Origin of the sequence: Variovorax boronicumulans (genome assembly GCF_040544675.1) — a bacterium.
Lineage (GTDB): Bacteria > Pseudomonadota > Gammaproteobacteria > Burkholderiales > Burkholderiaceae_C > Variovorax > Variovorax boronicumulans_D.
Map to the genome: position 1 here is coordinate 112,855 of NZ_JBEPKK010000013.1, position 21,702 is coordinate 134,556.

A 21,702-nucleotide genomic window follows, 5' to 3' on the forward strand; every position below is an offset into this window, starting at 1 on the left:
GCGCCGATGGTTGCAGCCCTGATCCGCCGCGCGCTGGCTGCAGTCTTCGTCGCAGCGCTGGCGTGGGCCTGCTTGCCCGTGCTGGCGCAAAGCCTGCTGCCCGTGCCCGCGCTCACCGCGCGCGTCATCGACCAGACCGGCACGCTCGACAGCGCGCAGCGCACCGGGCTCGACACCAAGCTGGCGGCCTTCGAGCAACGCAAGGGCTCGCAGATCGTCGTGCTGATGGTTCCGACCACGCAGCCCGAGGACATCGAAAGCTATGCCCAGCGCGTGGGCGACGCCTGGAAGATCGGCCGCAAGGACGTGGGCGACGGCCTCCTCGTGATCGTGGCCAAGGACGATCGCAAGATGCGCATCGCCACCGCCAAGGCGCTCGAAGGCGCGGTGCCCGACCTGGCGGCGGTGCGCATCATCGACGAGGAGATGAAGCCGCGCTTTCGCAACAACGACTTTGCGGGCGGGCTGAATGCGGCGGTGGACCGGCTCATCGGCCTGGTCGACGGCGAGCCGCTGCCCGAGCCTTCGCGCAGCAGCGGCAATGGCGATTCAGGCGGCGACTTCGACTGGGAGAACCTCGCGATCTTCCTGTTCGTCGGTGTCTTCGTCGGCGCGCCGATCGTGCGCGCCATGATGGGCAAGACGCTGGGCTCGGTGGTCATGGGTGGGGGCATCGGCGTGGTCGCGTTCTTTCTCACGACCAGCTTCGTGATCGCGGTGATCGCCGGGATGGTCGCACTCATGGTCTCGCTGTTCGCGGGCCTTGCCGGGTTCGGTGGTGGACGCGGCGGCGGCGGTGGGAGCGGCGGCGGCTGGAGCAGCGGCGGTGGCGGCGGATGGAGCGGAGGCAGCAGCGGGGGTGGGGGCGGCGGCTTCAGCTCCGGTGGCGGTGGCAATTTCGGCGGCGGCGGCGCCTCGGGAGACTGGTGAACATGGCAACTGCAGAACCCACGCTCTTCTCGAAGCTAGGCCGCATCTGGCGCCACCGGTGGACCGATGAAAGCGCGGTGCGCCGCGTGCTGCCAGCCGACGCGATGCAGCGGCTCGCAAGCCGGGTGGCCGCGAGCGAGCGGCGCCACAGCGGCGAGGTGCGCATCTGCGTCGAGGCCGGCCTGCCGATGTCGTATCTCTGGCGCCATGCGCCGGCCCGTGAGCGCGCCGTCACCCTGTTCGGCAAGCTGCGTGTGTGGGACACCGAGCACAACAACGGCGTGCTGATCTACCTGCTGCTGGCCGAGCACGCGATCGAGATCGTGGCCGACCGCGGCATCGACTCGCGCGTGGACGATGCCGAGTGGGCCGCGATGGCGCAACGCATGGGCACCGCGTTTCGCGAAGGCCGCTTCGAGGATGGGCTCACGCAGGCGCTGGAAGAGATGTCGGCCCTGCTGGTCGCGCACTTTCCGTTGGCCGAGGACGAGGCCGATACGAACGAGTTGCCGGACGAGCCGGTCGTGCTCTGAGTTTTCTTTCTCCCTCCCCTTCCGGGGGAGGGCCGGGGTGGGGGCAAGCGGCTTTCGCGCACGCGCAGCCTTTTCAAGCGCCGCGAGCCCCCATCCCAACCTTCCCCCGGAAGGGGAAGGAGCAAAACCATCAGTCAGCCGGCGGCAGCGCCCACACGGTCTCGCCGCCCACCGCATGGAAGCGCCGCCCGGGCGCCTTCTCCATCAACCACCCGCCCGTGAATTCGCCGAAAGCGGGCAGCACCGCCTGCTGCGCATCGCTCACGAAACAGGGCAGCCGCACGCTGTCGCGCCCCGGGCCGTAGAGCCGGCACACCGGATGCAGATGCCCCGCGAGCACGAAGTGCGTCGCATGCGATTGCGGGTGGTGGCAGCAGGCGAAGGGGCCGAGCAGGAAGGGCTCGTCGACCACCTCGATGCGCAGCGCCGCCGGTGGACCGCCCGCGCGGCTGTCGTGGTTGCCGCGCACCAGCGTCATCGCGATGGCCGTGTGCGTGTCGCGCCACGCCGCGAGCGCGGCCAGCACCTGCGGCGTGCGGGCCTGCACCGCATGCAGGAAATCGCCCAGAAAAACGATGTGCAGAGGCGCATGCCTCACGATCAACGCATCGAGCCGCGACAGGTTCTCCTGCGTCGTGCCGCCCGGTACCGGCTGCCCCAGCGCGCGGTAGGTCGCCGCCTTGCCGATGTGCAGGTCGGCGATGAACAGCACGCGCTCGCCGGGCCACCATAGCGCGCGCTCGGGCAGCAGTTGCAAGGGCTCGCCTGCCCATTGGACATCGAGCGTCGAAGCGCTAAGGTGCGGGGAAGTCACGGTCGCCGAGTGTCGCAAACCGCGCACGCGCCCGCTGCCGCCTTGCAATTCACCCGCGCCAACCCCAGCTCTTTGGCATGACCGAATCGCCCAAGCTGCACATCGTCTGCCCGCACTGCCACACGACCAACCGCGTGCAGGCTGCGCAGTTGCAAGACGCGCCCGACTGCGGCAGTTGCCACAAGGCGCTGTTCGCCGGCCATTCGACCGCGCTGCCCGACGAAAAGACATTCGACCGCCACATCACGCGCAACGAGATCCCGGTGCTGGTCGATTTCTGGGCGCCATGGTGCGGCCCCTGCCGCCAGATGGCACCGGGCTACGAACAAGCCGCGGCCCAGCTCGAACCTCATGTGCGCCTGGCCAAGGTCGACACCGAAGCCGTGCCCGCGCTCGGCGCGCGCTTCAACATCCGCAGCATCCCGACGCTGGCCCTCTTCCGCGGCGGGCGCGAGGTGGCACGGCAGGCCGGTGCGATGAGCGCGTCGGACATCGTGCGCTGGGTGAAGGCGCACGGCGCCTGACGGGCTCACAGCGGCGGCAACGGCCGTGACGGCCGCCTGCGCTCGCGCCGCGGCGCGGGCGGCTTGCCCGCCCCCTCCTGCCCGAACGCCATGGTGCGCTTCACGCGCTCCACACCGCCAGCCGTGACCACGCCGCCCGCGGCTTTCTCCAGCTGCTCGACCATGCGCGCGATGCGGTCGGCCACGTTCTCGTTCGACAGCTTCTCGCGGAACAGCTCGACCATCAGCGGGAAAGAAAATGGCGTCGGCCGCGCGATCGGCTTGAGCACCAGTTGCTGCGTGGCGATGCGCTCCAGGCTCGCGCGCAGGCGCCCGATTTCGAGCTCCTGCGCCAGCAGTTCCTGCTCGGCCTGCTGCAGCAGCTTGTTCTGCGGGTCGTATTTGCGGAACACCTCCCAGAACAGCGACGACGACGCCTGCAGCTGCTTGCTGCTGCGCTTCTCGCCCGGATAGCCCTGGAAGATCAGCCCCGAGACGCGTGCGATTTCCCTGAAGCGCCGTTGCGCCAGTTCACCGGCGTTGAGCGAGGCCAGCACTTCGTGCAGCAGCACGGTGCGCGCATCGGTGTCGCCGTCGCCTTGCGGCAGGCGCAGCACCTCTGGCAACAGCGCGGGCCAGTCGACCTCGGTCGCGCTCAGCAGTTCGAAGCCGTAATCGTTGACTGCAATGGAGAAAGTGCGCGCCTCGTGCTGCGCCACGCGCCAGGCCAGCAGGCTCGCAAGGCCCAGATGCACATGACGGCCCGCGAAGGGATAGAGGAAGAGATGCGAGCCTTCGCGCGTGGTGAGCGTTTCGGCCAGCAGCGTCTGCGGCGTGGGCAGTGCGGACCACTGCTGCTGTATCTCCAGCAGCGGGCGCACGCAGCGCAGCTCGGGCGAGTCGTAGTGCGACCCGCCGGCCAGCGCAAGCTGCTCCACCACCGCGTCGGCCAGCGTGTTCGACAGCGGCATGCGCCCGCCGTTCCAGCGCGGCACCGCGGCGCGCTTGCCGCTGGCACGCCGCACCCAGGCGGTCATGTCGTGGATACGCACGAGTTCGAGCAGCCGGCCGCCGAACAGGAAGCAGTCGCCCGGCTTCATGCGCGCGACAAAGCCTTCTTCGACACTGCCGATCTTTCCGCCGCCCAGGTACTGCACCGACATGCTCGCATCGCTCACGATGGTGCCGATGTTCATGCGGTGGCGGCGCGCGAGCCGTGCATCGGGCACGCGCCACACGCCGTGCGCATCGGGCACCGCGCGCTTGTAGTCGGGGTAGGCGGCAAGAGACTGGCCGCCTTGCGACACGAAATCGAGGCACCACTGCCAGCTCTCTCGCGAGAGCGCCGCATAGGCCGCGGTGCCGCGCACTTCGTCATACAGGTCATCGGGCACGAAGCCGCCGCCCAGCGCCACCGTCACCAGGTGCTGGACGAGCACGTCGAGCGGCTGGTCGGGCGACTGGCGCGCCTCGATGTGGCCCTCCGCGATCGCCGCGCGCGCGGCTGCGCCCTCCACCATCTCGATGCTGTGCGTGGGCACCAGCGTGATGCGCGACGGCCGCCCCGGCGCATGGCCCGAGCGGCCCGCGCGCTGCAGCAGCCGTGCGACGCCCTTGGGCGAGCCGATCTGCAGCACGCGCTCGACCGGCAGGAAGTCCACGCCCAGGTCCAGGCTCGAGGTGCAGACCACCGCCTTGAGCTCGCCGCTCTTGAGCCCCAGCTCGACCCACTCGCGCACCGCCCGGTCCAGCGAGCCGTGATGCAGCGCGATGGTGCCGGCCCACTCGGGCTTGGCTTCGAGCATCGCCTGGTACCAGATCTCGGCCTGCGAACGGGTGTTGGTGAAGACCAGCGTGGTGCTGCTCGCGGCGATCTCCTCGATCACCTGCGGCAGCATCGTGAGGCCCAGGTGCCCGCCCCAGGGAAAGCGTTCGGCGCGGCCGGGCAGCAGCGAATCGATGACGAGCTTCTTGGGCACCTGGCCCTGCACGAGCACGCCGTCTTCGTGGCCCAGCAGCGCGTGCATCGCCTCTTGCAGATTGCCGAGCGTGGCCGACATGCCCCAGACCGCGAGGCCCGCATTCCATCGCTTGAGGCGCGCGAGCGCAAGCTGCACCTGCACGCCGCGCTTGTTGCCGAGCAGCTCATGCCATTCGTCCACGACCACCATCCTGACGCGGCCCAGCACCTCGCTCGCATCGGCGCGTGCGAGCAGCAGCGACAGGCTTTCGGGCGTGGTGACGAGCACGGTCGGCAGCCGCGTGTTCTGCGCGCTGCGCTCGGCCGAGGAGGTGTCGCCGCTGCGCGCGCCGCTGCTCCACGGACGCACTTCGGCGCCCAGGGCTTCGAGCGGTTGCTTCAGCGCGCGCAGCGTGTCGGCCGCGAGGGCGCGCATCGGCGTGAGCCACAGCACGGTGAGCGGCGGCGCGGCGGGCCTCGCCGTTTCCTTGCGGGCTTGAGAGAAGGCCATGAGCGCGCCGAGCCACACCGCATAGGTCTTGCCCGCGCCGGTGGTCGCATGCAGCATGCCGGACCTGCCTTCGGCGATGGCCTTCCACACCTCGCGTTGAAACTTGAACGGCTTCCACCCGCGCGAGACGAACCACGCATCGAGCGCCGCCTTGACGTCGGTCTTGCTCCTTCCCCTCCCGGGGGAAGGCTGGGATGGGGGCACGCGGCCTTCGACAAGCAGCTGGTCCTTGATGCGCCGCGTGCCCCCACCCCCGCCCTCCCCCGGTAGGGGAGGGAGAAATGCGGGGTCCATCACCCGATCGGCATCGGCTGCCTTGCTCCTTCCCCTTCCTGGGGAAGGCTGGGATGGGGGCACGCGGCCTTCGACAAGCGGCTGGTCCTTGATGCGCCGCTGGCCCCCACCCCTGCCCTCCCCCGGGAGGGGAGGGAGAAATGCGGGGTCCATCACCCGATCGGCATCGGCTGCCTTGCTCCTTCCCCTTCCGGGGGAAGGCTGGGATGGGGGCGCGCGGCCTTCGACAAGTGGCTGATCCTTGATACGCCGCTGGCCCCCACCCCTGCCCTCCCCCGGAAGGGGAGGGAGAAATGCGGGGTCCATCCCCCGATCGGCATCGGCTGCGTTGCTCCTTCCCCTCCCGGGGGAGGGCTGGGATGGGGGCACGCGGCCTTCGATGGGCGGCTGATCCTTGACGCGCCGCGTGCCCCCACCCCTGCCCTCCCCCGGGAGGGGAGGGAGAAATGCGGGGTCCATCACCCGATCGGCATCGGCCGCCTTGCTCCTTCCCCTCCCGGGGGAAGGCTGGGATGGGGGCGCGCGGCCTTCGACAAGCGGCCGATCCTTGATACGCCGCTTGCCCCCACCCCTGCCCTCCCCCGGAAGGGGAGGGAGAAATGCGGGGTCTGTCGGGTCGGTCATGACGGCAGCAGCGCAGCCAGCGTCTGCAGCGTGTCGGCCTCGGCCGCCGGCTTGTCCTCCCGCCATCGCAGCATGCGCGGAAAGCGCACCGCGATGCCGCTCTTGTGCCGCGTGCTGCGCGCGATGCCTTCGAAGCCCAGCTCGAACACCAGCGTCGGCTTGACGCTCTTGACCGGCCCGAAGGTCTCGACCGTGGTCTTGCGGATGATCGCGTCCACGCGTCCCATTTCGGCATCGGTGAGTCCCGAGTAAGCCTTGGCGAAAGGCACGAGCTTGCGGTCTGCCTGCTCGGGCGGGCCGTCCCACACCGCGAAGGTGTAATCGCTGTAGATGCTCGCGCGGCGCCCATGCCCGCGCTGCGCGTAGATGAGCACGGCGTCGATGCTGAGCGGCTCGATCTTCCACTTCCACCACACGCCCACGTCCTTGGTGCGGCCCACGCCGTACTGCGCGTCGCGGCGCTTGAGCATCATTCCTTCCACGCCCATGGTGCGCGCGGCCTCGCGCTGCTGGGCGAGGTCGGCCCAGTCGACGCCTGTGAGCATCGGGCTGGGCCGCAGCGACGGGTGCTGCATGCGCGCGACCAGTTCGTCCAGCAGCGTGCGTCGCTCCGACTGCGGCAACGTGCGCAGGTCGCGGCCCTCCCATTCGAGGAGGTCGTAGGCGAGCAGCACCACGGGAATCTCGCGCAGCAGTTTCGGGCCCAGCGTCTTGCGGCCCAGGCGCCGTTGCAGCTCGGCAAAGGGCTGTACCTTGCCTTCGCCGTCAGGCGAGATTTCAGGATTGCGCCATACCGCGATCTCGCCGTCGAGCACCGTGCCGTCGGGCAGCGCTTCGCCGAGCACCGCAAGTTCGGGGAAGCGCTCGGTCACCAGCTCTTCCCCGCCCGACCACACCCACACGACACCGGCGCGCTTGACCAGCTGCGCGCGGATGCCGTCCCACTTCCACTCCACGATCCAATCGGCCGGCGGGCCCAGCACCGCATCGAACTGCGCGAGCGGGATGTTGAAGGGATGCGCAAGGAAGAAGGGGTAAGGCTGCCCGCTGGTCTTCTGCACCTGCTCGGCATCGGACTCCGGCGCGATCAGCACCGCATAGTCGGCCGGTTGCGGACGCGCGCCGATGTGCGTGTAGCCCATCAGCCGCTGCGCCACGCGCTTGGCATCGATGCCGCCCACCGCCGCAAGGGCCTGCGTGACCTGCAGCTTGGACACCCCGACGCGAAAAGCACCGGTGATGAGCTTGAAGTACACCAGCCGTTCGTCGGCCGCGAGCTGTCGCCATTGCGCGCGCAGGCGGTCCGGCAGTTGATCGGGCGCGGTCTTCGCGGCTTCGCGCAGCGGCAGCAGGTGCTGCTCGACCCACTGCGCAAGTCCGAGATCGTGCACTTTGTCCGGCGGCGGCAACAGCAGCGCGATGGTCTCGGCCAGGTCACCGACGGCGTCGTAGCTTTCGTCGAACAGCCATTCGGGCAGGCCCGCCGACTCGCGCGCGAGCAGCCGCAGCAGCTTGGTGGGCACCAGCTGGCGCGGCTTGCCGCCCGCGAGAAAGTACACGGCCCATGCGGCGTCGGCCGCGTCGGCGTCGCGCAGGTAGCGCTGCAGCGCGGCCTGCTTGGCGAGGTTCGATGTGCTCGCATCGAGTTCGCGGTAGAGCGCAGCAAAGTCTTTCATGTCTGCGCCCCTTCCCCCTCCGGGGGAAGGCTGGGATGGGGGCTGGCAGCGTCCCCATCGATCGCCGCTTGCCCCCTCTCCTGCCCTCCCACGGAGGGGGAGGGGGTTTCCTGGTCGTCTTCATCGCCGTACTCGGTCTTGAAGCCCTGCGCCTGCAACCCGTTCTCAGTGAGCCACCGCACCATCACCTGGACGCTGCCATGCGTGACGAACACGCGCTCGGCCCCGGTGCCGGCAATCGCCTGCTGCAGGCCGGGCCAGTCGGCGTGGTCCGACATCACGAAGCCGCGGTCCACGCCACGACGCCGGCGCGTGCCGCGCAGCTGCATCCATCCGCTCGCGAACGCATCGGCGTAGTTGCCGAAGCGCTTCATCCACGGCGTGCCCTGCGCCGAAGGCGGCGCCAGCACCAGGGCGCGTTTCAGGAGCGCCGCATCGACGCCCTCGTCGCTCACGCGAAAGGTGTGCGGCAACGCCACGCCCGCCGCGCGATACACCGCATTCAGCGGCTCGACCGCCCCGTGAACCACGATGGGCCCGATCGACGCATCCACCCCGTGCAGGATGCGCTGCGCCTTGCCGAAGGCATAGCAGAACAGCACCGACGCGCGGCCCGCTTCCGCATTGGCGCGCCACCAGGCATCGATCTCCGAGAACAGCACCGCCTGCGTCGGCCAACGGTAGATCGGCAGCCCGAAGGTGGACTCGGTGATGAAGGTGTCGCAAGGCACGGGCTCGAAGGGCGGGCAGGTGCCGTCGGGCTCGGTCTTGTAGTCGCCCGAGGCGACCCACACGCGACCGCCGTGTTCAAGCCGCACCTGCGCCGAGCCCAGCACATGGCCCGCCGGGTGCAGCGACACGCGCACGCCGTGGTGCACGATGGCTTCGCCGTACGGCAGCGACTGCAGGTTGATGTCGGCCCCGAGCCGGGTACGCAGCGTGCCTTCGCTGTCGGTGTGCGCCAGATAGCGCGCGTGGCCGATGCGGGCGTGATCGGAATGCGCATGCGTGATGATGGCGCGATCCACCGGCCGCCACGGGTCGATGTAGAAATCGCCGGGTGGGCAGTACAGGCCTTCGGGCCGGGCGATGACGAGATCTTCCTTCGCGGGCATAGCGCGCCATCGTAGGCGGTGCCGCGCCTTCCCGCCGCCGAACGGCAGCCGCAAAGCGCTGTGGGCCGGCGCCTACTTCGCCTGGCTACTTCTTGCCGCGCCCGCCCATCATGTCGAGCACGTTCATCGTCATGCCGTTGGACATCACCATGTCGCCCGGCTTCTGGCCCGGTTTGCAGGGGCCGACCCACCTGGCCTCCATGACGCTGCTGCCTTCGGTGCGGCCCATCAGCGGCGGGTTGTAGGTCGAGGTGCTCTCCATGCGGTAGCTCGCGCTGAAGTCGCCCGTCATCACGGCGCGCGAGGTGGCGGTGGTGGTGCCGATCTTGCAGACCGAGTCCATGACCAGCTTGCCGCCCTCGGTGCGCAGGTCCTGCCTGGCGCACATGTCCTTGCCCATGCCCTGCCCCATGTCGCGCAGCGCCTTGTCGCTGGCCGCATCGATGCATTGCTGGATGGTCTGGCCGGCCGCCTTGCCGGCGGTGCCGTCGCCGGTCTTGATTTCCCAGAGGCCGGGCTTGCGCGGCGGGTAATCGGTGGCAAAGGCGGAACCGGCGGCGATGGTGCAGGCGGCCATGCAGGCCACGGCAATGGACGAACGGATCTTCATGGCGGGCTCCGCAGTCGGTGGACGACGATGCCGCTTTGTACCGCCCGCACCGGCACAGCGGAATACCGCAATCGGTCTACGCCGTGCGCGCCCGCGGTGGTTGCGCCACGGCGCCGCGCTCGCGCGAGACGAATCCGAGCGCAAGGCCCAGCGCCAGCCCGCCGAGCACATCGATCAGCACATGCTGGCGCACCGCCATCGTCGAATACACGATGGCCACGGCCCACACCACGTTGAAGAGGCGCAGCCAGGCCGGCGCGCCCACGTCGCGCAACTGCCGCGCCAGCGCGATGCAGGCGAACACCGAGAACGACACATGCAGGGACGGGAATGCGTTGCCCGCCGAGTCGACGCTCTTCAGCAAATGCAGCGAGGTGCCGGGCGTGGCGTCGATGCTGAAGTTGGGTATGGCCGTGGGCATGAACCAGAACACGACCAGCGCCAGCGCCGTCATCGCCGCGCAGCCGATGGAAAAGCTCCAGAGCTCGCGCTTGTCCTTGGCCAGCAGCACGGGCAACGCGATGTAGCCCCAGAGCGAAAGATAGATGGGCAGCACCGCCGGCCAGAACGCAATCAGCCGGTCGAAGGCGGTGAGCGGCAACACCCAGGCCTCGCCCGCGTTCTTCATGATCCAGAAGTACAGCGGAAAGAAACCGATGGTGGCGACGGTGTTGCCGACCAGCTTCAGCGGCCACAGCGTGGTGCAGCGCAGCCACAGGGCGCGCGGCCATCGCGTCGAAGAAGAAGAAGAAGAAGAAGAGGAATCGGCGGAAGAAGAATGCGTCATGGATGCCGGCAGCAATGCGGGATGGCCTCGCGGGTGCGAGGCCGGCGCATCACCAGGGCGTCCACTTTAATTCGCTTTGCGCCGAGGTCACCGTGCGCTCGATGAAGCGCACGCCGCGCGCGCCGTCTTCCACGCGCGGATAGTCCGCCGCGAGCGGATCGGCCGGCTGCCCCGCGAGCCGCGCGCGGATGTCCGCCGCCAAGCCCGCGTAGATGTTGGCGAAGGCCTCGATGAAACCTTCGGGGTGGCCCGCAGGCAGGCGGCTCGCGCGCCGCGCCGATTCGCACAGCCACGATGCGCCGCGCGTGAGGATGCGCTTGGGCCCGTCGTGCGGCAGGTGCACCAGTTGGCTCGGCTGCTCCTGGTGCCATTCGAGCGTGCCCAGCGCGCCCGAGATGCGCAGGCGCAGGTCGTTCTCCAGGCCCGTGCTGATCTGCGAGGCGATCAGCACACCGCGCGCGCCGCCCTTGAAGCGCAACAACAGGCTGCCGTCGTCGTCGAGCATGCGGCCCGGCACGTGCGCGGTGAGGTCGGCGCACAGGCTTTCGATTTCAAGGCCGGTGATGCTCGCGACCAGGTTCTCGGCATGCGACCCGATGTCGCCGATGGCGCCGGCCGCGCCGCTGCGCGCGGGGTCGGTGCGCCAGTCGGCCTGCTTGTTGCTGCCGCTGGCTTCGACGTGGCTCGCGAGCCAGCCCTGGTTGTATTCGACGACGACCTTGCGGATGTCGCCCAGCTGGCCCGAGCGCACCATCTCGCGCGCCTGCCGCACCATCGGATAGCCGGTGTAGTTGTAGGTGACGCCGAACACCGTGCCCTGCTTCGCGACGGTGGCGACCAATGCATCGGCCTGGTCGCGCGTGTGCACCAGCGGTTTGTCGCAGACCACGTGGAAGCCCGCGTCGGCGAAAGCCTGCGCGACGGGGAAATGCACGTGATTGGGCGTGACGATGGAGACGAAGTCGATGCGCTGGTCCGCCGGGCGTTGCAGCTCGTCGGCCAGCAGCGTCTGCCAGTCGCCGTGGTTGCGGTCGTCGGCCAGTCCCAGGTCGCGGCCCGAGGCGCGCGCCTTGTCTGGGCTGGACGAGAGCGCGCCCGCGACGAATTCGATCTGGCCGTCCAGCGCCATGGCCTTGCGGTGCACGGCGCCGATGAAGGCGTCGCGGCCGCCGCCGACCATGGCGTAGCGGAGCTTGCGGGGAGGTGTATCGGTCATATCGAACGTTCCTGGAAACTGTTCCCTCTCCCCAAGGGGAGAGGGAGTGAAGCGATCGGCCACGCGGCCGATGGCATTCAGAACGGCGAGTTCGGGTGGTAGAAATCTTTTGCGTTTTCCTTGGTGATCAGCACCGAAGGAATGATCGTCGTCGCCGGCAGCTTCTCGCCCTTCAGTCGCGCTTCGGCGGTGAGCTTGATCGCGTCGTAGATGAACTTGGGCGAGTAGCTCACGTCGGCGCCGATGCGTTTGTCCTTGCCGTCCATGATGGTCTTGACCATGTCCTTGGCGCCCGCGCCGCCGAACACGATCTTGATGTCGTCGCGCTTGGCTTGCGCAATCGCCTTGAGCACGCCCACGGCCATGTCGTCGTCGGCCGCCCAGATGGCGTCGATCTGCTTGAAGCGCGTGAGGTAGTCCTGCGTGACCTTGAAGGCGTCGTCGCGGTTCCAGTTGGCGTACTTGGCGTCGAGCAGCTTGATGTCGGGGCTGCCCTTGAGCACGGCGTTGAAGGCGTCCATGCGCTCGTTGTCCAGCGTGGTCGCAATGCCGCGCAGCGCAACCACGTTGCCCTTGCCGCCGAGCTGCTTGACGATGTATTCGGCGGGGATCTTGCCGAAGGCGGTGTTGTCTCCGGCCACATACGCGTCCTGCGCGCTGGTGTCGGTGAGGCCGCGATCGACCACGGTGACGTAGGCGCCCTTGGCCTTGACCTGCGCGACCGGCTTGGTGAGCGCGGCGGATTCGAACGGGAACACGACGAGCGCATTGATCTTGGTGACCGTCGACAAGTCCTGCAGCTGGTTGGCCTGCTCGGGCGCGTTGGCTGCGGTCTTGATCGTGATCTTCAGGTCCTTGTGTTCCTTCTCCAGGTCCTTCTTCGCCTGGTTGGCCCAGTAGTTGATGCCGCCCATGAAGCTGTGCGTGGCCGCGGGAATCGAAACGCCGAGGTTGACCTTTTCGGCGGCGAGCGCGGGCAGGCTTGCAAGCGCTGCTGCGGCGACGGCCGTGAGTGCGATGCGGCGGGTGAAAGTTGTCATGCTGGATGTCTCCTGAGTTGAAAAACGACTGACACGAAACGTGGGGACGGCACCCCTACCGTTCACGCTGAGCTTGTCGAAGCGCTGCGCGAGGCTTCGACAAGCTCAGCCCGAACGGTCGTGGGGGTTGGGCCCGCACGGTTCAACGGCGGCCCCTTTGCAGGAACGCGACGATGATGATCACAAAGCCCTGCACCGCAGCGTTCAGGTACACGCTGATGATGCTGGTGAGGTTCAGGATGTTGCTGATGACCGAGAGCAGGATCGCGCCCACCACCGTGCCGGTGATGCTGCCCGCGCCGCCCTTGAGCGCGGTGCCGCCGACGATCACCGCGGCGATCGCTTCAAGCTCCCACAAGAGGCCCGTGGTCGGCGAGGCCGAGCCCAGGCGCGGCACGTACAGCAGCGTGGCAATGCCCACGCATACGCCGAGCAGCACGTAGGTCATGATCTTCACGCGGTCCACGTCCACCGCCGCATAGCGCGCCACCTGCTCGTTGGAGCCGATGGCCTGCACATAGCGCCCATAGGCCGTGCGGTTCAGGATGACGCCGCCGATGATCGCGACGATCACGAACACCCACACCGGCACCGGAATGCCCGCAAGGCTCGCGTAGTACACCGGCGCATAGAGGTCCGACAGGTCGTTGTCGAGCGTGAGCGCGCCGCCGTCCGCAAAGTAGGTGAGGTACGCGCGGAAGATGCCCAACGTGCCCAGCGTCACGATGAAGGGCTCGATGCGCCCCTTGGTGATCAGGAGGCCGTGCGCGAGGCCGAACACCGCGCCGAGCACGATGGCCAGCACCGCGCCCATCACCACCGCGAGCATCGGCGAACCGGAGGCGGGCCCCGCCCAGTTGATGAACATGATCACGCTGCCCGCGATGAGCGCAGCCATCGAGCCCACCGACAGGTCGATGCCGCCCGAGATGATCACGAAGCACATGCCCACCGCGATGATGCCGATGAAGGCGGTGCGCGTGAGCACGTTCATCGCGTTGTCGACGGTGGCGAAGTCGCCGTTGAGCGCCGTGCCCGCAATGCACAGCAGCACCAGGCCGATGACAGGGCCGAGGCCGTGCAGGCGCTCGGTCCAGCGCGGCTTGGCTTCGCTGCGGTGCGCGGCGGCCGCGGCGTCAGGCGGCTGAGGCTGCGATTGGGGAGTTGGCTGTTCCGGTGGCATGAGCGATGAGCTCCTCTTCAGTCAAATGGTCTGCATCCAGGGTGGCAACCAGCTTGCCCGCGCGCATCACCGCAACGCGGTGGCACAGGCCGATCAGTTCCATCAGCTCCGACGAGACGACGATCACCGCGAGCCCTTCGCGGGCGAGTCGCTGGATCAGGAAATAGATGTCGCGCTTGGCGCCCACGTCCACGCCGCGCGTGGGCTCGTCGAGCACCACCACCTTCGGTTGCGGCTGCAGCACCTTGGCGAGTGCGAGCTTCTGCTGGTTGCCGCCCGAGAGCGATGAAGCCTTGACGTCGAGCGAACCGGTGCGGATGCCGTAGTCCTTCACCGCCTCGGCCAGCGCGCCGCGTTCGGCGTCGGGCTGCAGCCAGGGCTGGGCGTAGCGCTCCAGCGCCATCAGCGTGAGGTTCTGGCGAAGGCCAAAGTTGACGTGCAGGCCCTTGCCCTTGCGGTCTTCGCTCAGGTACGTGAGGCCGTGCTTGGCGGCATCGCGCGGATTGCGCCAGCCCTTGTTGTGAGGCACGGGCTTGCCGAGCATCTCGACGCTGCCGCTCGCGGGGCGCAGGCCGAGCAGGCCCTCGAAGAGTTCGGTGCGGCCGGCGCCGACCAGGCCCGCGAAACCGAGGATCTCGCCGGGGCGCACCTCGAAGCTCGCGTCCTGCGCCCAGCCGGGCACGTTGAAGTTGCGCACGCGCATCGCCGGGGCATCGGCCGCCACGACGAGGTCGCGCGGCGGGTAGAGGTCGGACAGTTCGCGGCCCACCATCAGGTTGGCCATCTGGTGGCGCGTGACTTCGGGCGTCAGCGCGCGGGCGACGAAGCGGCCGTCGCGCATCACGATCACCTCGTCGGTCACCTGCTCCACCTCGTCGAGCTTGTGAGAGATGTAGACGATGGTCACGCCGTCTGCGCGCAACTGAGCAATGAGCTTGAAGAGCCGCTCGGTCTCGCCGGGCGTGAGCGTGGCGGTGGGCTCGTCCATGATGAGCAGGCGCGCGCGGCGGGCGATGGCCTTGGCGATTTCGACGAGCTGCTTCTCGGCGACGATGAGTTTGCGCACCTTGGTGCGTGGATCGACCTGCAAGCCCACGGCTGCGAGCGCGGCGGCGGCATCGCGCTCCATCGATGCGTCGTCGAGCAGCCAGCCCTTCTTCTTTTCGTGGCCCAGGAAGATGTTCTGCGCCACGCTCAGGTCTTCGGCGAGGTTGAATTCCTGGTGGATCAGCACGATGCCCAGCGCCTCGGCATCGCGCGAGCTGGTGAACTGCTGCGGCTGGCCGTTGATGCGCAGCGCGCCGCCGGTGAGCTGTTCGTAGCCCGCGAGGATCTTCATCAGCGTGGATTTGCCCGCGCCGTTTTCGCCGAGGAGACCGTACACACGGCCCGGTGCGAGCGCGAAGCTCACGCCGTGCAGCACCTGCACGGGACCGAAAGCCTTGACCACGCCGTCGAACTCGACGGCGACGCTGCCTTTGGTTTCGCTGTTCATGGCGCCACTCCGCGAACTTTGAGGGTCTCATGCATCGCGAGCACGCCCGCGCCGACGAGGCCGCCCTGCGAGCCGAGCGGCGTGTACTGGATCTCCAGGTGCCGGGTGGAGAGCGCCAGCGAGCGCTGGTACACGCTTTGCCGCACCGCCGCGAGAAACAACGGCCCGATGCGCGTGATGCCGCCGCCGATGAACACATGCGACGGGTTGAAGAAATTGACGACCGAGGCGAGCATCTGCCCGATCAGGTTGCCCGCGCGCTGGATGATGCCGTTGGCCGCGGTGTCGCCGCCTCGGCTGGCCTGGCCCACGTCGATCGCGTCGATGCGGCCGTGCACGCGCAGGCACTCGGCCAGCACCTCGCTCTCGCCCGCCTCGGCTGCCTGCATCGCCATGCGCGTGATCGCGGGACCCGCCGCCATCGCCTCGACGCAGCCGAGGTTGCCGCAATGGCAGCGCGGGCCTTCCTGGTCCACGCAGATGTGGCCCACGTCGCCGGCGGAGCCCGCGGCGCCGCGGTACACCTCGCCGTGGCAGACGATGCCGCAGCCGATGCCGGTGCCGATCTTGATCACGAGGAAATTGCTGAGCGAGCGCTTCAGGCGCCACAGTTCACCCAGCGCCATCAGGTTCACGTCGTTGTCGACGAAGACGGGCGCGGCGTAGTCTTCGCGCAGGTACTCGCGGATCGAGAAGCTGTCCCAGGCCGGCATCAGCGGCGGGTTCACGAGCTGGCCGATCTCGAAGTTGACGGGGCCCGGCACGCCGATGCCGATGCCGAGAACGCTCTTGGCGCTGTGGCCGCAGCGCGCAAGCAGTTCGCGCATCAGCGTGCGCACGCGGGCCAGCACAACCGCGGGGCCGTCGCGCACGTCGGCGGGTTCGTCGTGCTGGGCGAGTACGGTGAGATCGGGACGCAGCACCGCCACGTCGAGGCTGGTGGCGCCGATGTCGATGCCGATGAGCACGCCGAGGTCGGCATGCAGCTGGAGGTTTTCGGCGCGGCGGCCGCCGGATGAGCGTTGGAGGCCGGCTTCGGCCAAAAGGCCCTGGTCGACGAGGCCGGCGATCAGCGCATTGGCCTTGCTCTTGGAAAAGCCGAGTTGTTCGGCCATGGCATGGCGCGAGCCGCCGGCCGACCAGAAGGTCGTTTCCAGCAACCGCATCTCATGAGCAGTGATGCCACTCCAGGGTGCCACGCGCTTGTCTCCGTGTTCTTTTGCTTTGCCATCCCGCAGCCTTGGGCAGTCGGGCGAACGCGAATACTAGGGGCATGGCTTCAGCCGGACAAGGCCGAACTTCGACCAGTTTCAGATCGAAGATGCCTGCTGGCCGTGTCGAAGCTGAGCACAGACGTGAAAAAGCCGCCTCGAAGGCGGCTTTCTCTGAAGAGCAAAAGCGCGGGCTCTTGCTTGCTTGCTTAATTACTTCTTCTGGCGGTACTTGCGCAGCGCAGCGATCTGAGCAGCCATCACGGCCAGTTCGGATTGCGCCATCGCGATGTCGATGTCGCTCTTCGCATTCTTGAGCGCTTCCTCGGCCGCGGCCTTGGCCACGTTCGCCTTTTCGTCATCCAGGTCCTTGCCGCGAATCGCGGTGTCGGACAGCACGGTGACGGCGTTGGGCTGCACTTCGAGAATGCCACCGGCCACGAAGACGAACTCTTCACCGCCGTCGGCCGTTTCGATGCGCACGGCACCGGGGCGGATGCGCGTGATCAGCGGCGTGTGACGCGGATAGATGCCGAGCTCACCGGCTTCACCGGGCAGCGCGACGAACTTGGCCTCGCCCGAGAAGATCGACTCTTCCGCGCTGACCACGTCGACGTGAATGGTGTTTGCCATCTGAGTTCCTCTATGGCCTTAGGCCATCTTCTTGGCTTTTTCGAACGCCTCGTCGATGCCGCCCACCATGTAGAACGCTTGTTCCGGCAGGTGGTCGGCTTCGCCGTTCACGATCATCTTGAAGCCGCGGATGGTTTCCGACAACGGCACGTACTTGCCCGGCGAACCCGTGAACACTTCGGCCACGTGGAACGGCTGTGACAGGAAACGCTGGATCTTGCGGGCGCGGGCCACGGCGAGCTTGTCGTCGGGAGCCAGTTCGTCCATGCCCAGAATCGCGATGATGTCGCGCAGTTCCTTGTAGCGCTGCAGCGTGCCTTGCACGGCGCGCGCCACGTTGTAGTGCTCTTCGCCGACCACGTTCGGGTCGAGCTGGCGCGAGGTCGAGTCCAGCGGGTCCACGGCGGGGTAGATACCGAGCGAAGCGATGTCGCGCGACAGCACCACGGTCGAGTCCAGGTGGGCGAAGGTGGTGGCGGGCGACGGGTCGGTCAAGTCATCCGCCGGCACGTACACGGCCTGGATCGAGGTGATCGAGCCGACCTTGGTCGAGGTGATCCGCTCTTGCAGGCGGCCCATTTCCTCGGCCAGGGTGGGCTGGTAGCCCACGGCGGAAGGCATGCGGCCCAGCAGCGCCGACACTTCGGTACCGGCCAGCGTGTAGCGGTAGATGTTGTCAACGAAGAACAGAACGTCACGGCCTTCGTCGCGGAACGACTCGGCGATGGTCAGGCCGGTCAGCGCCACGCGCAGACGGTTGCCCGGGGGTTCGTTCATCTGGCCGTAGACCATGGCGACCTTCGAGTCCTCGAGCTTCTCGAGGTTCACGACGCCGGAGTCGGCCATCTCGTGATAGAAGTCGTTGCCTTCGCGGGTACGTTCACCCACACCGGCGAAAACCGACAGACCCGAGTGAGCCTTGGCGATGTTGTTGATGAGTTCCATCATGTTCACGGTCTTGCCCACGCCGGCACCGCCGAACAGGCCCACCTTGCCGCCCTTGGCGAACGGGCACACCAGGTCGATCACCTTGATGCCGGTTTCCAGCAGGTCCTGCGAAGGCGACAGTTCGTCGTACGCGGGGGCCTTGCGGTGGATGGAAGCGGTGAGCTCCTGGCCCACTTCGCCGCGCTCGTCGATCGGACGGCCGAGCACGTCCATGATGCGGCCGAGCGTGGCCTTGCCGACCGGCACCGTGATGGGCGCGCCGGTGTTGGTGACGACGAGGCCGCGACGCAGGCCGTCGGACGAGCCCAGCGCAATGGTGCGCACGATGCCGTCGCCCAGCTGCTGCTGAACTTCGAGGGTCAGTCCGCCGCCTTCGAATTTCAAGGCGTCGTACACCTTGGGCATCTGGTCACGCGGGAACTCCACGTCGACCACGGCGCCGATACATTGGACAATTTTTCCTTCAGCCATGGCGTTTCCTTCTGGATGGATCTCTATAAATTTGCGACAGGTTCTTGCAGAAGCGTCCTGATGCCACAACGGGCCGCTTTTGCAAGAATGCCGGACGGGCCGGCACCCTTGAACTACTTCGTCAGATCAGCACTTCATGGCCGTCGCTTGAGCAGCGAAAGCGTCAGAAGCTGCCTTGCAGGCCTGGCCGAGGGCAGCCTTGTCGGCGCTCATCGAAGCCCAGGTGGCCTTGGTCTGGTCGAGGCTGGCCTTCATCGCGTCGGCGGCAGCACCGCTCTGTGCGCCCACGCAGGTCTGGACCTTCGTCAGGTAGTCGTTGCACTCTTGCGGCAGGTCGGCGGCCGATGCCGTCGGAGCTGCAGCAGGCGCTGGGGCGGGCGTCGGTTCGGCCGGAGCTGCCGGTGCGGCGGCAGGCGCCGGCGCGGCAACAGGCGCTTCTTCTTTCTTGGAGCAAGCCGTCAGAGCGGCAGCAACAGCCACCAGAACGAGAAGTTTCTTCATGTGCGCAGATTCCCTAAAAAGTAGGCCTTTGTTATCGGACTCGCAGAGCGCGTCCGTTCGGCAATGTGGCCTGTTGCATCGCCTCGATCATCAAACGCCGGCGGCCGCTGCCGCACCCGACACGATTTCCGACAGTTCCTTGGTGATACCGGCCTGGCGGGTCTTGTTGTAGACCAGCTTCAGTTCGCTGATCACGTTGCCCGCGTTGTCGGTGGCAGCCTTCATGGCAACCATCCGCGCCGAATGCTCGGACGCCATGTTTTCGGCAACCGCCTGGTAGACCAGCGATTCCGCATAGCGCACCAGTAGCTCGTCGATCACGCTCGGCGCATCGGGCTCGTAGATGTAGTCCCACGAATGCTGGCCTTCCTCGACTTGCAGCGAGTCTGCGGCCAGCGGCAGCAGCTGCTCCACGAGCGGCTCCTGCTTGATCGTGTTGATGAACTTCGTGTAGCACAGGTACACGGCCGAGAGCTTGCCTTCGGCGTAAGCGTCCAGCAGCGTCTTGACCGGGCCGATGAGCTTGTCCAGGTGGGGCGTGTCACCCAGGTGGGTGACGTGCGCGACCACGCGGGCGCCGATGCGGTTCAGAAAGCCCAGTCCCTTGCTGCCGATGGCGACCGACTCGATGGCGACGCCGGCAGCCTGCGCTTCCCGCATCCTCACGGTCACGGCGCGCAGCAGGTTGGTGTTCAGGCCACCGCACAGTCCCTTGTCGCTCGTCACGATGATGAAGCCGATGGCCTTGGCCTCGTTCTTCTTCATGAAGGCGTGCGTGTACTCGGGGTTGGCCTTGCCAAGGTTCGCAGCGATGTTGCGGATCTTCTCGCTGTAGGGGCGGGCGGCACGCATGCGCTCTTGCGCCTTGCGCATCTTGGAAACCGAGACCATTTCCATGGCCTTGGTGATCTTCTTGGTGTTCTCCACCGATTTGATCTTGCCGCGGATTTCCTTACCAGCTGCCATAAGAGCTCCTTGTCGCTTCGATCAGGCGAACGACTTCTTGAACGTAGTGGCGGCGGCCAGCAGTTCGGCTTCGGCGTCCTGGCAAACCTTCTTGAAGGCCTGCTTTTCGGCGCTGTCGTCCGGCTTGGCGGGCTTGACGTCCCACTTGGCGCCGTGCTTTTCCATGGTCTCGAGCAGGGCGGCGTGGCTGGTCTTGAGCAGCTGATGGAAGCCGTGTTCGAACGACAGCACCTTCTTGACGTCGATGTCGTCCATGAAGCCCTTGTTCACTGCGAACAGCGTGGCGTTCATGAGCGAGATCGGCAGCGGGCTGTACTGGGTCTGCTTGAGCAGTTCCGTCACGCGCGCACCGCGGTCGAGTTGCTTGCGGGTCGCTTCATCGAGGTCGGAAGCGAACTGCGCGAACGCGGCCAGTTCACGGTACTGGGCCAGGTCGGTACGGATACCGCCCGACTGGTTCTTGATCAGGTTGGTCTGCGCCGACGAACCCACGCGCGACACCGAGATACCGGCGTTGATGGCGGGGCGGATGCCGGCGTTGAACAGGCTGGTTTCCAGGAAGATCTGGCCGTCGGTGATCGAGATCACGTTGGTCGGAACGAAGGCGGACACGTCGCCGGCTTGCGTTTCGATGATCGGCAGGGCCGTCAGCGAACCGGTCTTGCCCTTGACTTCACCCTTGGTGAAGGCTTCGACGTAGTCGGCGTTCACGCGGGCGGCGCGCTCGAGCAGGCGGCTGTGGAGATAGAACACGTCGCCGGGGTAGGCTTCGCGGCCTGGCGGGCGGCGCAGCAGCAGCGAAACCTGGCGGTAGGCCACGGCTTGCTTGGACAGGTCGTCATAGACGATCAGCGCGTCCTGGCCGCGGTCGCGGAAGTATTCGCCCATCGTGCAGCCCGAGTAGGCCGACACGTACTGCATGGCAGCCGATTCAGAGGCCGATGCGGCCACCACGATGGTGTAGTCCATCGCGCCGGCTTGTTCCAGCGAGCGCACCACGTTCTTGATCGACGAAGCCTTCTGGCCGATCGCAACGTAGACGCAGGTCATGTTCTGACCCTTCTGGTTGATGATCGCGTCGATCGCCACGGCGGTCTTGCCGGTCTGGCGGTCGCCGATGATCAGCTCGCGCTGACCACGGCCGATCGGCACCATCGAGTCGATGGACTTCAGGCCGGTCTGCATGGGTTGATCCACCGACTTGCGGGCGATCACGCCGGGCGCGACCTTTTCGATCACGTCGGTCATGGCGGCGTTGATCGGGCCCTTGCCGTCGATCGGCTGGCCGAGCGCATTGACCACGCGCCCGATGAGTTCGGGACCCACGGGCACTTCCAGGATGCGGCCGGTGCACTTGACCGTGTCGCCTTCGGAGATGTGTTCGTATTCACCCAGAATCACGGCGCCGACAGAGTCGCGCTCCAGGTTCAGCGCCAGGCCGAACGAGGGCGTGCCATCGGCGCTCGGCGGGAATTCCAGCATTTCACCCTGCATCGCGTCGGACAGGCCGTGCACGCGCACGATGCCGTCCGTCACGGACACCACGGTGCCTTCGTTGCGAATGTTGGCGCTGACGCCGAGTCCTTCGATACGGCTCTTGATCAGCTCGGAAATCTCTGCGGGATTGAGTTGCATGACTCTTTCCTTCTTTCTTTAAATGGGGCCAACCGGCTGCAGTCCG

Annotated in this window: 19 protein-coding genes; 3 read left to right on the top strand and 16 right to left on the bottom strand. The window is 67.3% G+C overall.

The features are described 5' to 3' along the window. Window positions 1–6: 6 nt before the first annotated feature. Window positions 7–930, top strand: a complete 924-nt coding sequence (locus ABIC90_RS21285) for a TPM domain-containing protein (protein ID WP_354357592.1) — start codon at window positions 7–9, stop codon at window positions 928–930. A gap of 2 nt (window positions 931–932) precedes the next feature. After that, complete coding sequence (locus ABIC90_RS21290; RefSeq protein ID WP_354357594.1) at window positions 933–1,463, top strand: TPM domain-containing protein; 531 nt, start codon at window positions 933–935, stop codon at window positions 1,461–1,463. A 130-nt stretch (window positions 1,464–1,593) separates the two neighbouring features. Here the strand turns inward: ABIC90_RS21290 and pdeM are convergent, their stop codons facing one another. Beyond that, complete coding sequence (pdeM, locus tag ABIC90_RS21295) at window positions 1,594–2,304, bottom strand: ligase-associated DNA damage response endonuclease PdeM (RefSeq protein ID WP_436318232.1); 711 nt, start codon at window positions 2,302–2,304, stop codon at window positions 1,594–1,596. Between the two features lie 50 nt (window positions 2,305–2,354). Between pdeM and trxC the strand changes: the two genes are divergently transcribed. After that, on the top strand, window positions 2,355–2,801 hold the full coding sequence (gene trxC, locus ABIC90_RS21300) for a thioredoxin TrxC (RefSeq protein WP_354357598.1): 447 nt from the start codon (window positions 2,355–2,357) through the stop codon (window positions 2,799–2,801). A 5-nt stretch (window positions 2,802–2,806) separates the two neighbouring features. Here trxC and ABIC90_RS21305 read toward each other — a convergent pair whose 3' ends face one another. The 15 genes from ABIC90_RS21305 to atpA all read right to left on the bottom strand — a co-directional run bounded on the left by ABIC90_RS21305 (window position 2,807) and on the right by atpA (window position 21,656). Continuing rightward, window positions 2,807–5,545, bottom strand: coding sequence for a ligase-associated DNA damage response DEXH box helicase (locus tag ABIC90_RS21305; RefSeq protein ID WP_354357600.1), 2,739 nt, complete (start codon window positions 5,543–5,545; stop codon window positions 2,807–2,809). Window positions 5,546–6,165: 620 nt separating this feature from the next. Beyond that, complete coding sequence (locus ABIC90_RS21310; protein WP_354357602.1) at window positions 6,166–7,845, bottom strand: ATP-dependent DNA ligase; 1,680 nt, start codon at window positions 7,843–7,845, stop codon at window positions 6,166–6,168. Then, window positions 7,842–8,960 carry a ligase-associated DNA damage response exonuclease gene (locus tag ABIC90_RS21315; RefSeq protein WP_354357604.1) on the bottom strand — a complete coding sequence of 373 codons (1,119 nt, stop codon included), beginning with the start codon at window positions 8,958–8,960 and terminating at the stop codon, window positions 7,842–7,844. Before ABIC90_RS21315 ends, ABIC90_RS21310 begins: the two co-directional genes overlap by 4 nt. Window positions 8,961–9,045: 85 nt before the next feature. Next, window positions 9,046–9,570 carry a DUF3617 domain-containing protein gene (locus ABIC90_RS21320; protein ID WP_354357606.1) on the bottom strand — a complete coding sequence of 175 codons (525 nt, stop codon included), beginning with the start codon at window positions 9,568–9,570 and terminating at the stop codon, window positions 9,046–9,048. A gap of 76 nt (window positions 9,571–9,646) precedes the next feature. Then, window positions 9,647–10,357, bottom strand: coding sequence for a phosphatase PAP2 family protein (locus tag ABIC90_RS21325; RefSeq protein WP_354357608.1), 711 nt, complete (start codon window positions 10,355–10,357; stop codon window positions 9,647–9,649). A gap of 49 nt (window positions 10,358–10,406) precedes the next feature. Further along, a complete protein-coding gene (locus ABIC90_RS21330) occupies window positions 10,407–11,573 on the bottom strand; it encodes a Gfo/Idh/MocA family protein (RefSeq protein WP_354357610.1) in 1,167 nt (388 codons plus the stop codon). Between the two features lie 77 nt (window positions 11,574–11,650). Further along, complete coding sequence (locus tag ABIC90_RS21335) at window positions 11,651–12,613, bottom strand: substrate-binding domain-containing protein (RefSeq protein ID WP_354357612.1); 963 nt, start codon at window positions 12,611–12,613, stop codon at window positions 11,651–11,653. A gap of 142 nt (window positions 12,614–12,755) precedes the next feature. After that, the gene (locus ABIC90_RS21340) at window positions 12,756–13,796 is read right to left on the bottom strand and encodes an ABC transporter permease (RefSeq protein WP_354357614.1); all 1,041 of its coding nucleotides are present in this window, start codon (window positions 13,794–13,796) and stop codon (window positions 12,756–12,758) included. Further along, window positions 13,750–15,291, bottom strand: coding sequence for a sugar ABC transporter ATP-binding protein (locus tag ABIC90_RS21345; protein WP_354357616.1), 1,542 nt, complete (start codon window positions 15,289–15,291; stop codon window positions 13,750–13,752). The genes ABIC90_RS21340 and ABIC90_RS21345 overlap by 47 nt, the downstream gene beginning before the upstream one ends. Beyond that, window positions 15,288–16,457, bottom strand: a complete 1,170-nt coding sequence (locus ABIC90_RS21350) for an ROK family protein (RefSeq protein ID WP_354357700.1) — start codon at window positions 16,455–16,457, stop codon at window positions 15,288–15,290. The genes ABIC90_RS21345 and ABIC90_RS21350 overlap by 4 nt, the downstream gene beginning before the upstream one ends. 258 nt (window positions 16,458–16,715) lie before the next feature. Then, window positions 16,716–17,135, bottom strand: coding sequence for a F0F1 ATP synthase subunit epsilon (locus tag ABIC90_RS21355; protein ID WP_013543863.1), 420 nt, complete (start codon window positions 17,133–17,135; stop codon window positions 16,716–16,718). Between the two features lie 18 nt (window positions 17,136–17,153). Further along, the gene (atpD, locus tag ABIC90_RS21360) at window positions 17,154–18,554 is read right to left on the bottom strand and encodes a F0F1 ATP synthase subunit beta (protein WP_354357618.1); all 1,401 of its coding nucleotides are present in this window, start codon (window positions 18,552–18,554) and stop codon (window positions 17,154–17,156) included. Between the two features lie 126 nt (window positions 18,555–18,680). After that, window positions 18,681–19,055 (bottom strand): hypothetical protein, encoded by a 375-nt coding sequence (locus ABIC90_RS21365; RefSeq protein ID WP_354357620.1) that lies wholly within the window; start codon window positions 19,053–19,055, stop codon window positions 18,681–18,683. 90 nt (window positions 19,056–19,145) lie between these two features. Beyond that, window positions 19,146–20,021 (bottom strand): F0F1 ATP synthase subunit gamma, encoded by an 876-nt coding sequence (gene atpG / locus ABIC90_RS21370; RefSeq protein ID WP_013543865.1) that lies wholly within the window; start codon window positions 20,019–20,021, stop codon window positions 19,146–19,148. A gap of 21 nt (window positions 20,022–20,042) precedes the next feature. Next, a complete protein-coding gene (atpA, locus tag ABIC90_RS21375; RefSeq protein WP_354357622.1) occupies window positions 20,043–21,656 on the bottom strand; it encodes a F0F1 ATP synthase subunit alpha in 1,614 nt (537 codons plus the stop codon). Window positions 21,657–21,702: the final 46 nt, after the last annotated feature.

What these genes read in the sequence shown, in the direction of transcription:
- ABIC90_RS21350 (WP_354357700.1), bottom strand. Translation starts at nt 16,457, where the DNA reads ATGCGGTTGCTGGAAACGACCTTCTGGTCGGCCGGCGGCTCGCGCCAT.
- ABIC90_RS21325 (WP_354357608.1), bottom strand. Translation starts at nt 10,357, where the DNA reads ATGACGCATTCTTCTTCCGCCGATTCCTCTTCTTCTTCTTCTTCTTCT.
- ABIC90_RS21305 (WP_354357600.1), bottom strand. Translation starts at nt 5,545, where the DNA reads ATGGACCCCGCATTTCTCCCTCCCCTACCGGGGGAGGGCGGGGGTGGG.
- ABIC90_RS21285 (WP_354357592.1), top strand. Translation starts at nt 7, where the DNA reads ATGGTTGCAGCCCTGATCCGCCGCGCGCTGGCTGCAGTCTTCGTCGCA.
- ABIC90_RS21315 (WP_354357604.1), bottom strand. Translation starts at nt 8,960, where the DNA reads ATGCCCGCGAAGGAAGATCTCGTCATCGCCCGGCCCGAAGGCCTGTAC.
- ABIC90_RS21345 (WP_354357616.1), bottom strand. Translation starts at nt 15,291, where the DNA reads ATGAACAGCGAAACCAAAGGCAGCGTCGCCGTCGAGTTCGACGGCGTG.
- atpD (WP_354357618.1), bottom strand. Translation starts at nt 18,554, where the DNA reads ATGGCTGAAGGAAAAATTGTCCAATGTATCGGCGCCGTGGTCGACGTG.
- ABIC90_RS21355 (WP_013543863.1), bottom strand. Translation starts at nt 17,135, where the DNA reads ATGGCAAACACCATTCACGTCGACGTGGTCAGCGCGGAAGAGTCGATC.
- ABIC90_RS21340 (WP_354357614.1), bottom strand. Translation starts at nt 13,796, where the DNA reads ATGCCACCGGAACAGCCAACTCCCCAATCGCAGCCTCAGCCGCCTGAC.
- ABIC90_RS21320 (WP_354357606.1), bottom strand. Translation starts at nt 9,570, where the DNA reads ATGAAGATCCGTTCGTCCATTGCCGTGGCCTGCATGGCCGCCTGCACC.
- atpA (WP_354357622.1), bottom strand. Translation starts at nt 21,656, where the DNA reads ATGCAACTCAATCCCGCAGAGATTTCCGAGCTGATCAAGAGCCGTATC.
- ABIC90_RS21310 (WP_354357602.1), bottom strand. Translation starts at nt 7,845, where the DNA reads ATGAAAGACTTTGCTGCGCTCTACCGCGAACTCGATGCGAGCACATCG.
- ABIC90_RS21330 (WP_354357610.1), bottom strand. Translation starts at nt 11,573, where the DNA reads ATGACCGATACACCTCCCCGCAAGCTCCGCTACGCCATGGTCGGCGGC.
- ABIC90_RS21290 (WP_354357594.1), top strand. Translation starts at nt 933, where the DNA reads ATGGCAACTGCAGAACCCACGCTCTTCTCGAAGCTAGGCCGCATCTGG.
- atpG (WP_013543865.1), bottom strand. Translation starts at nt 20,021, where the DNA reads ATGGCAGCTGGTAAGGAAATCCGCGGCAAGATCAAATCGGTGGAGAAC.
- ABIC90_RS21365 (WP_354357620.1), bottom strand. Translation starts at nt 19,055, where the DNA reads ATGAAGAAACTTCTCGTTCTGGTGGCTGTTGCTGCCGCTCTGACGGCT.
- trxC (WP_354357598.1), top strand. Translation starts at nt 2,355, where the DNA reads ATGACCGAATCGCCCAAGCTGCACATCGTCTGCCCGCACTGCCACACG.
- ABIC90_RS21335 (WP_354357612.1), bottom strand. Translation starts at nt 12,613, where the DNA reads ATGACAACTTTCACCCGCCGCATCGCACTCACGGCCGTCGCCGCAGCA.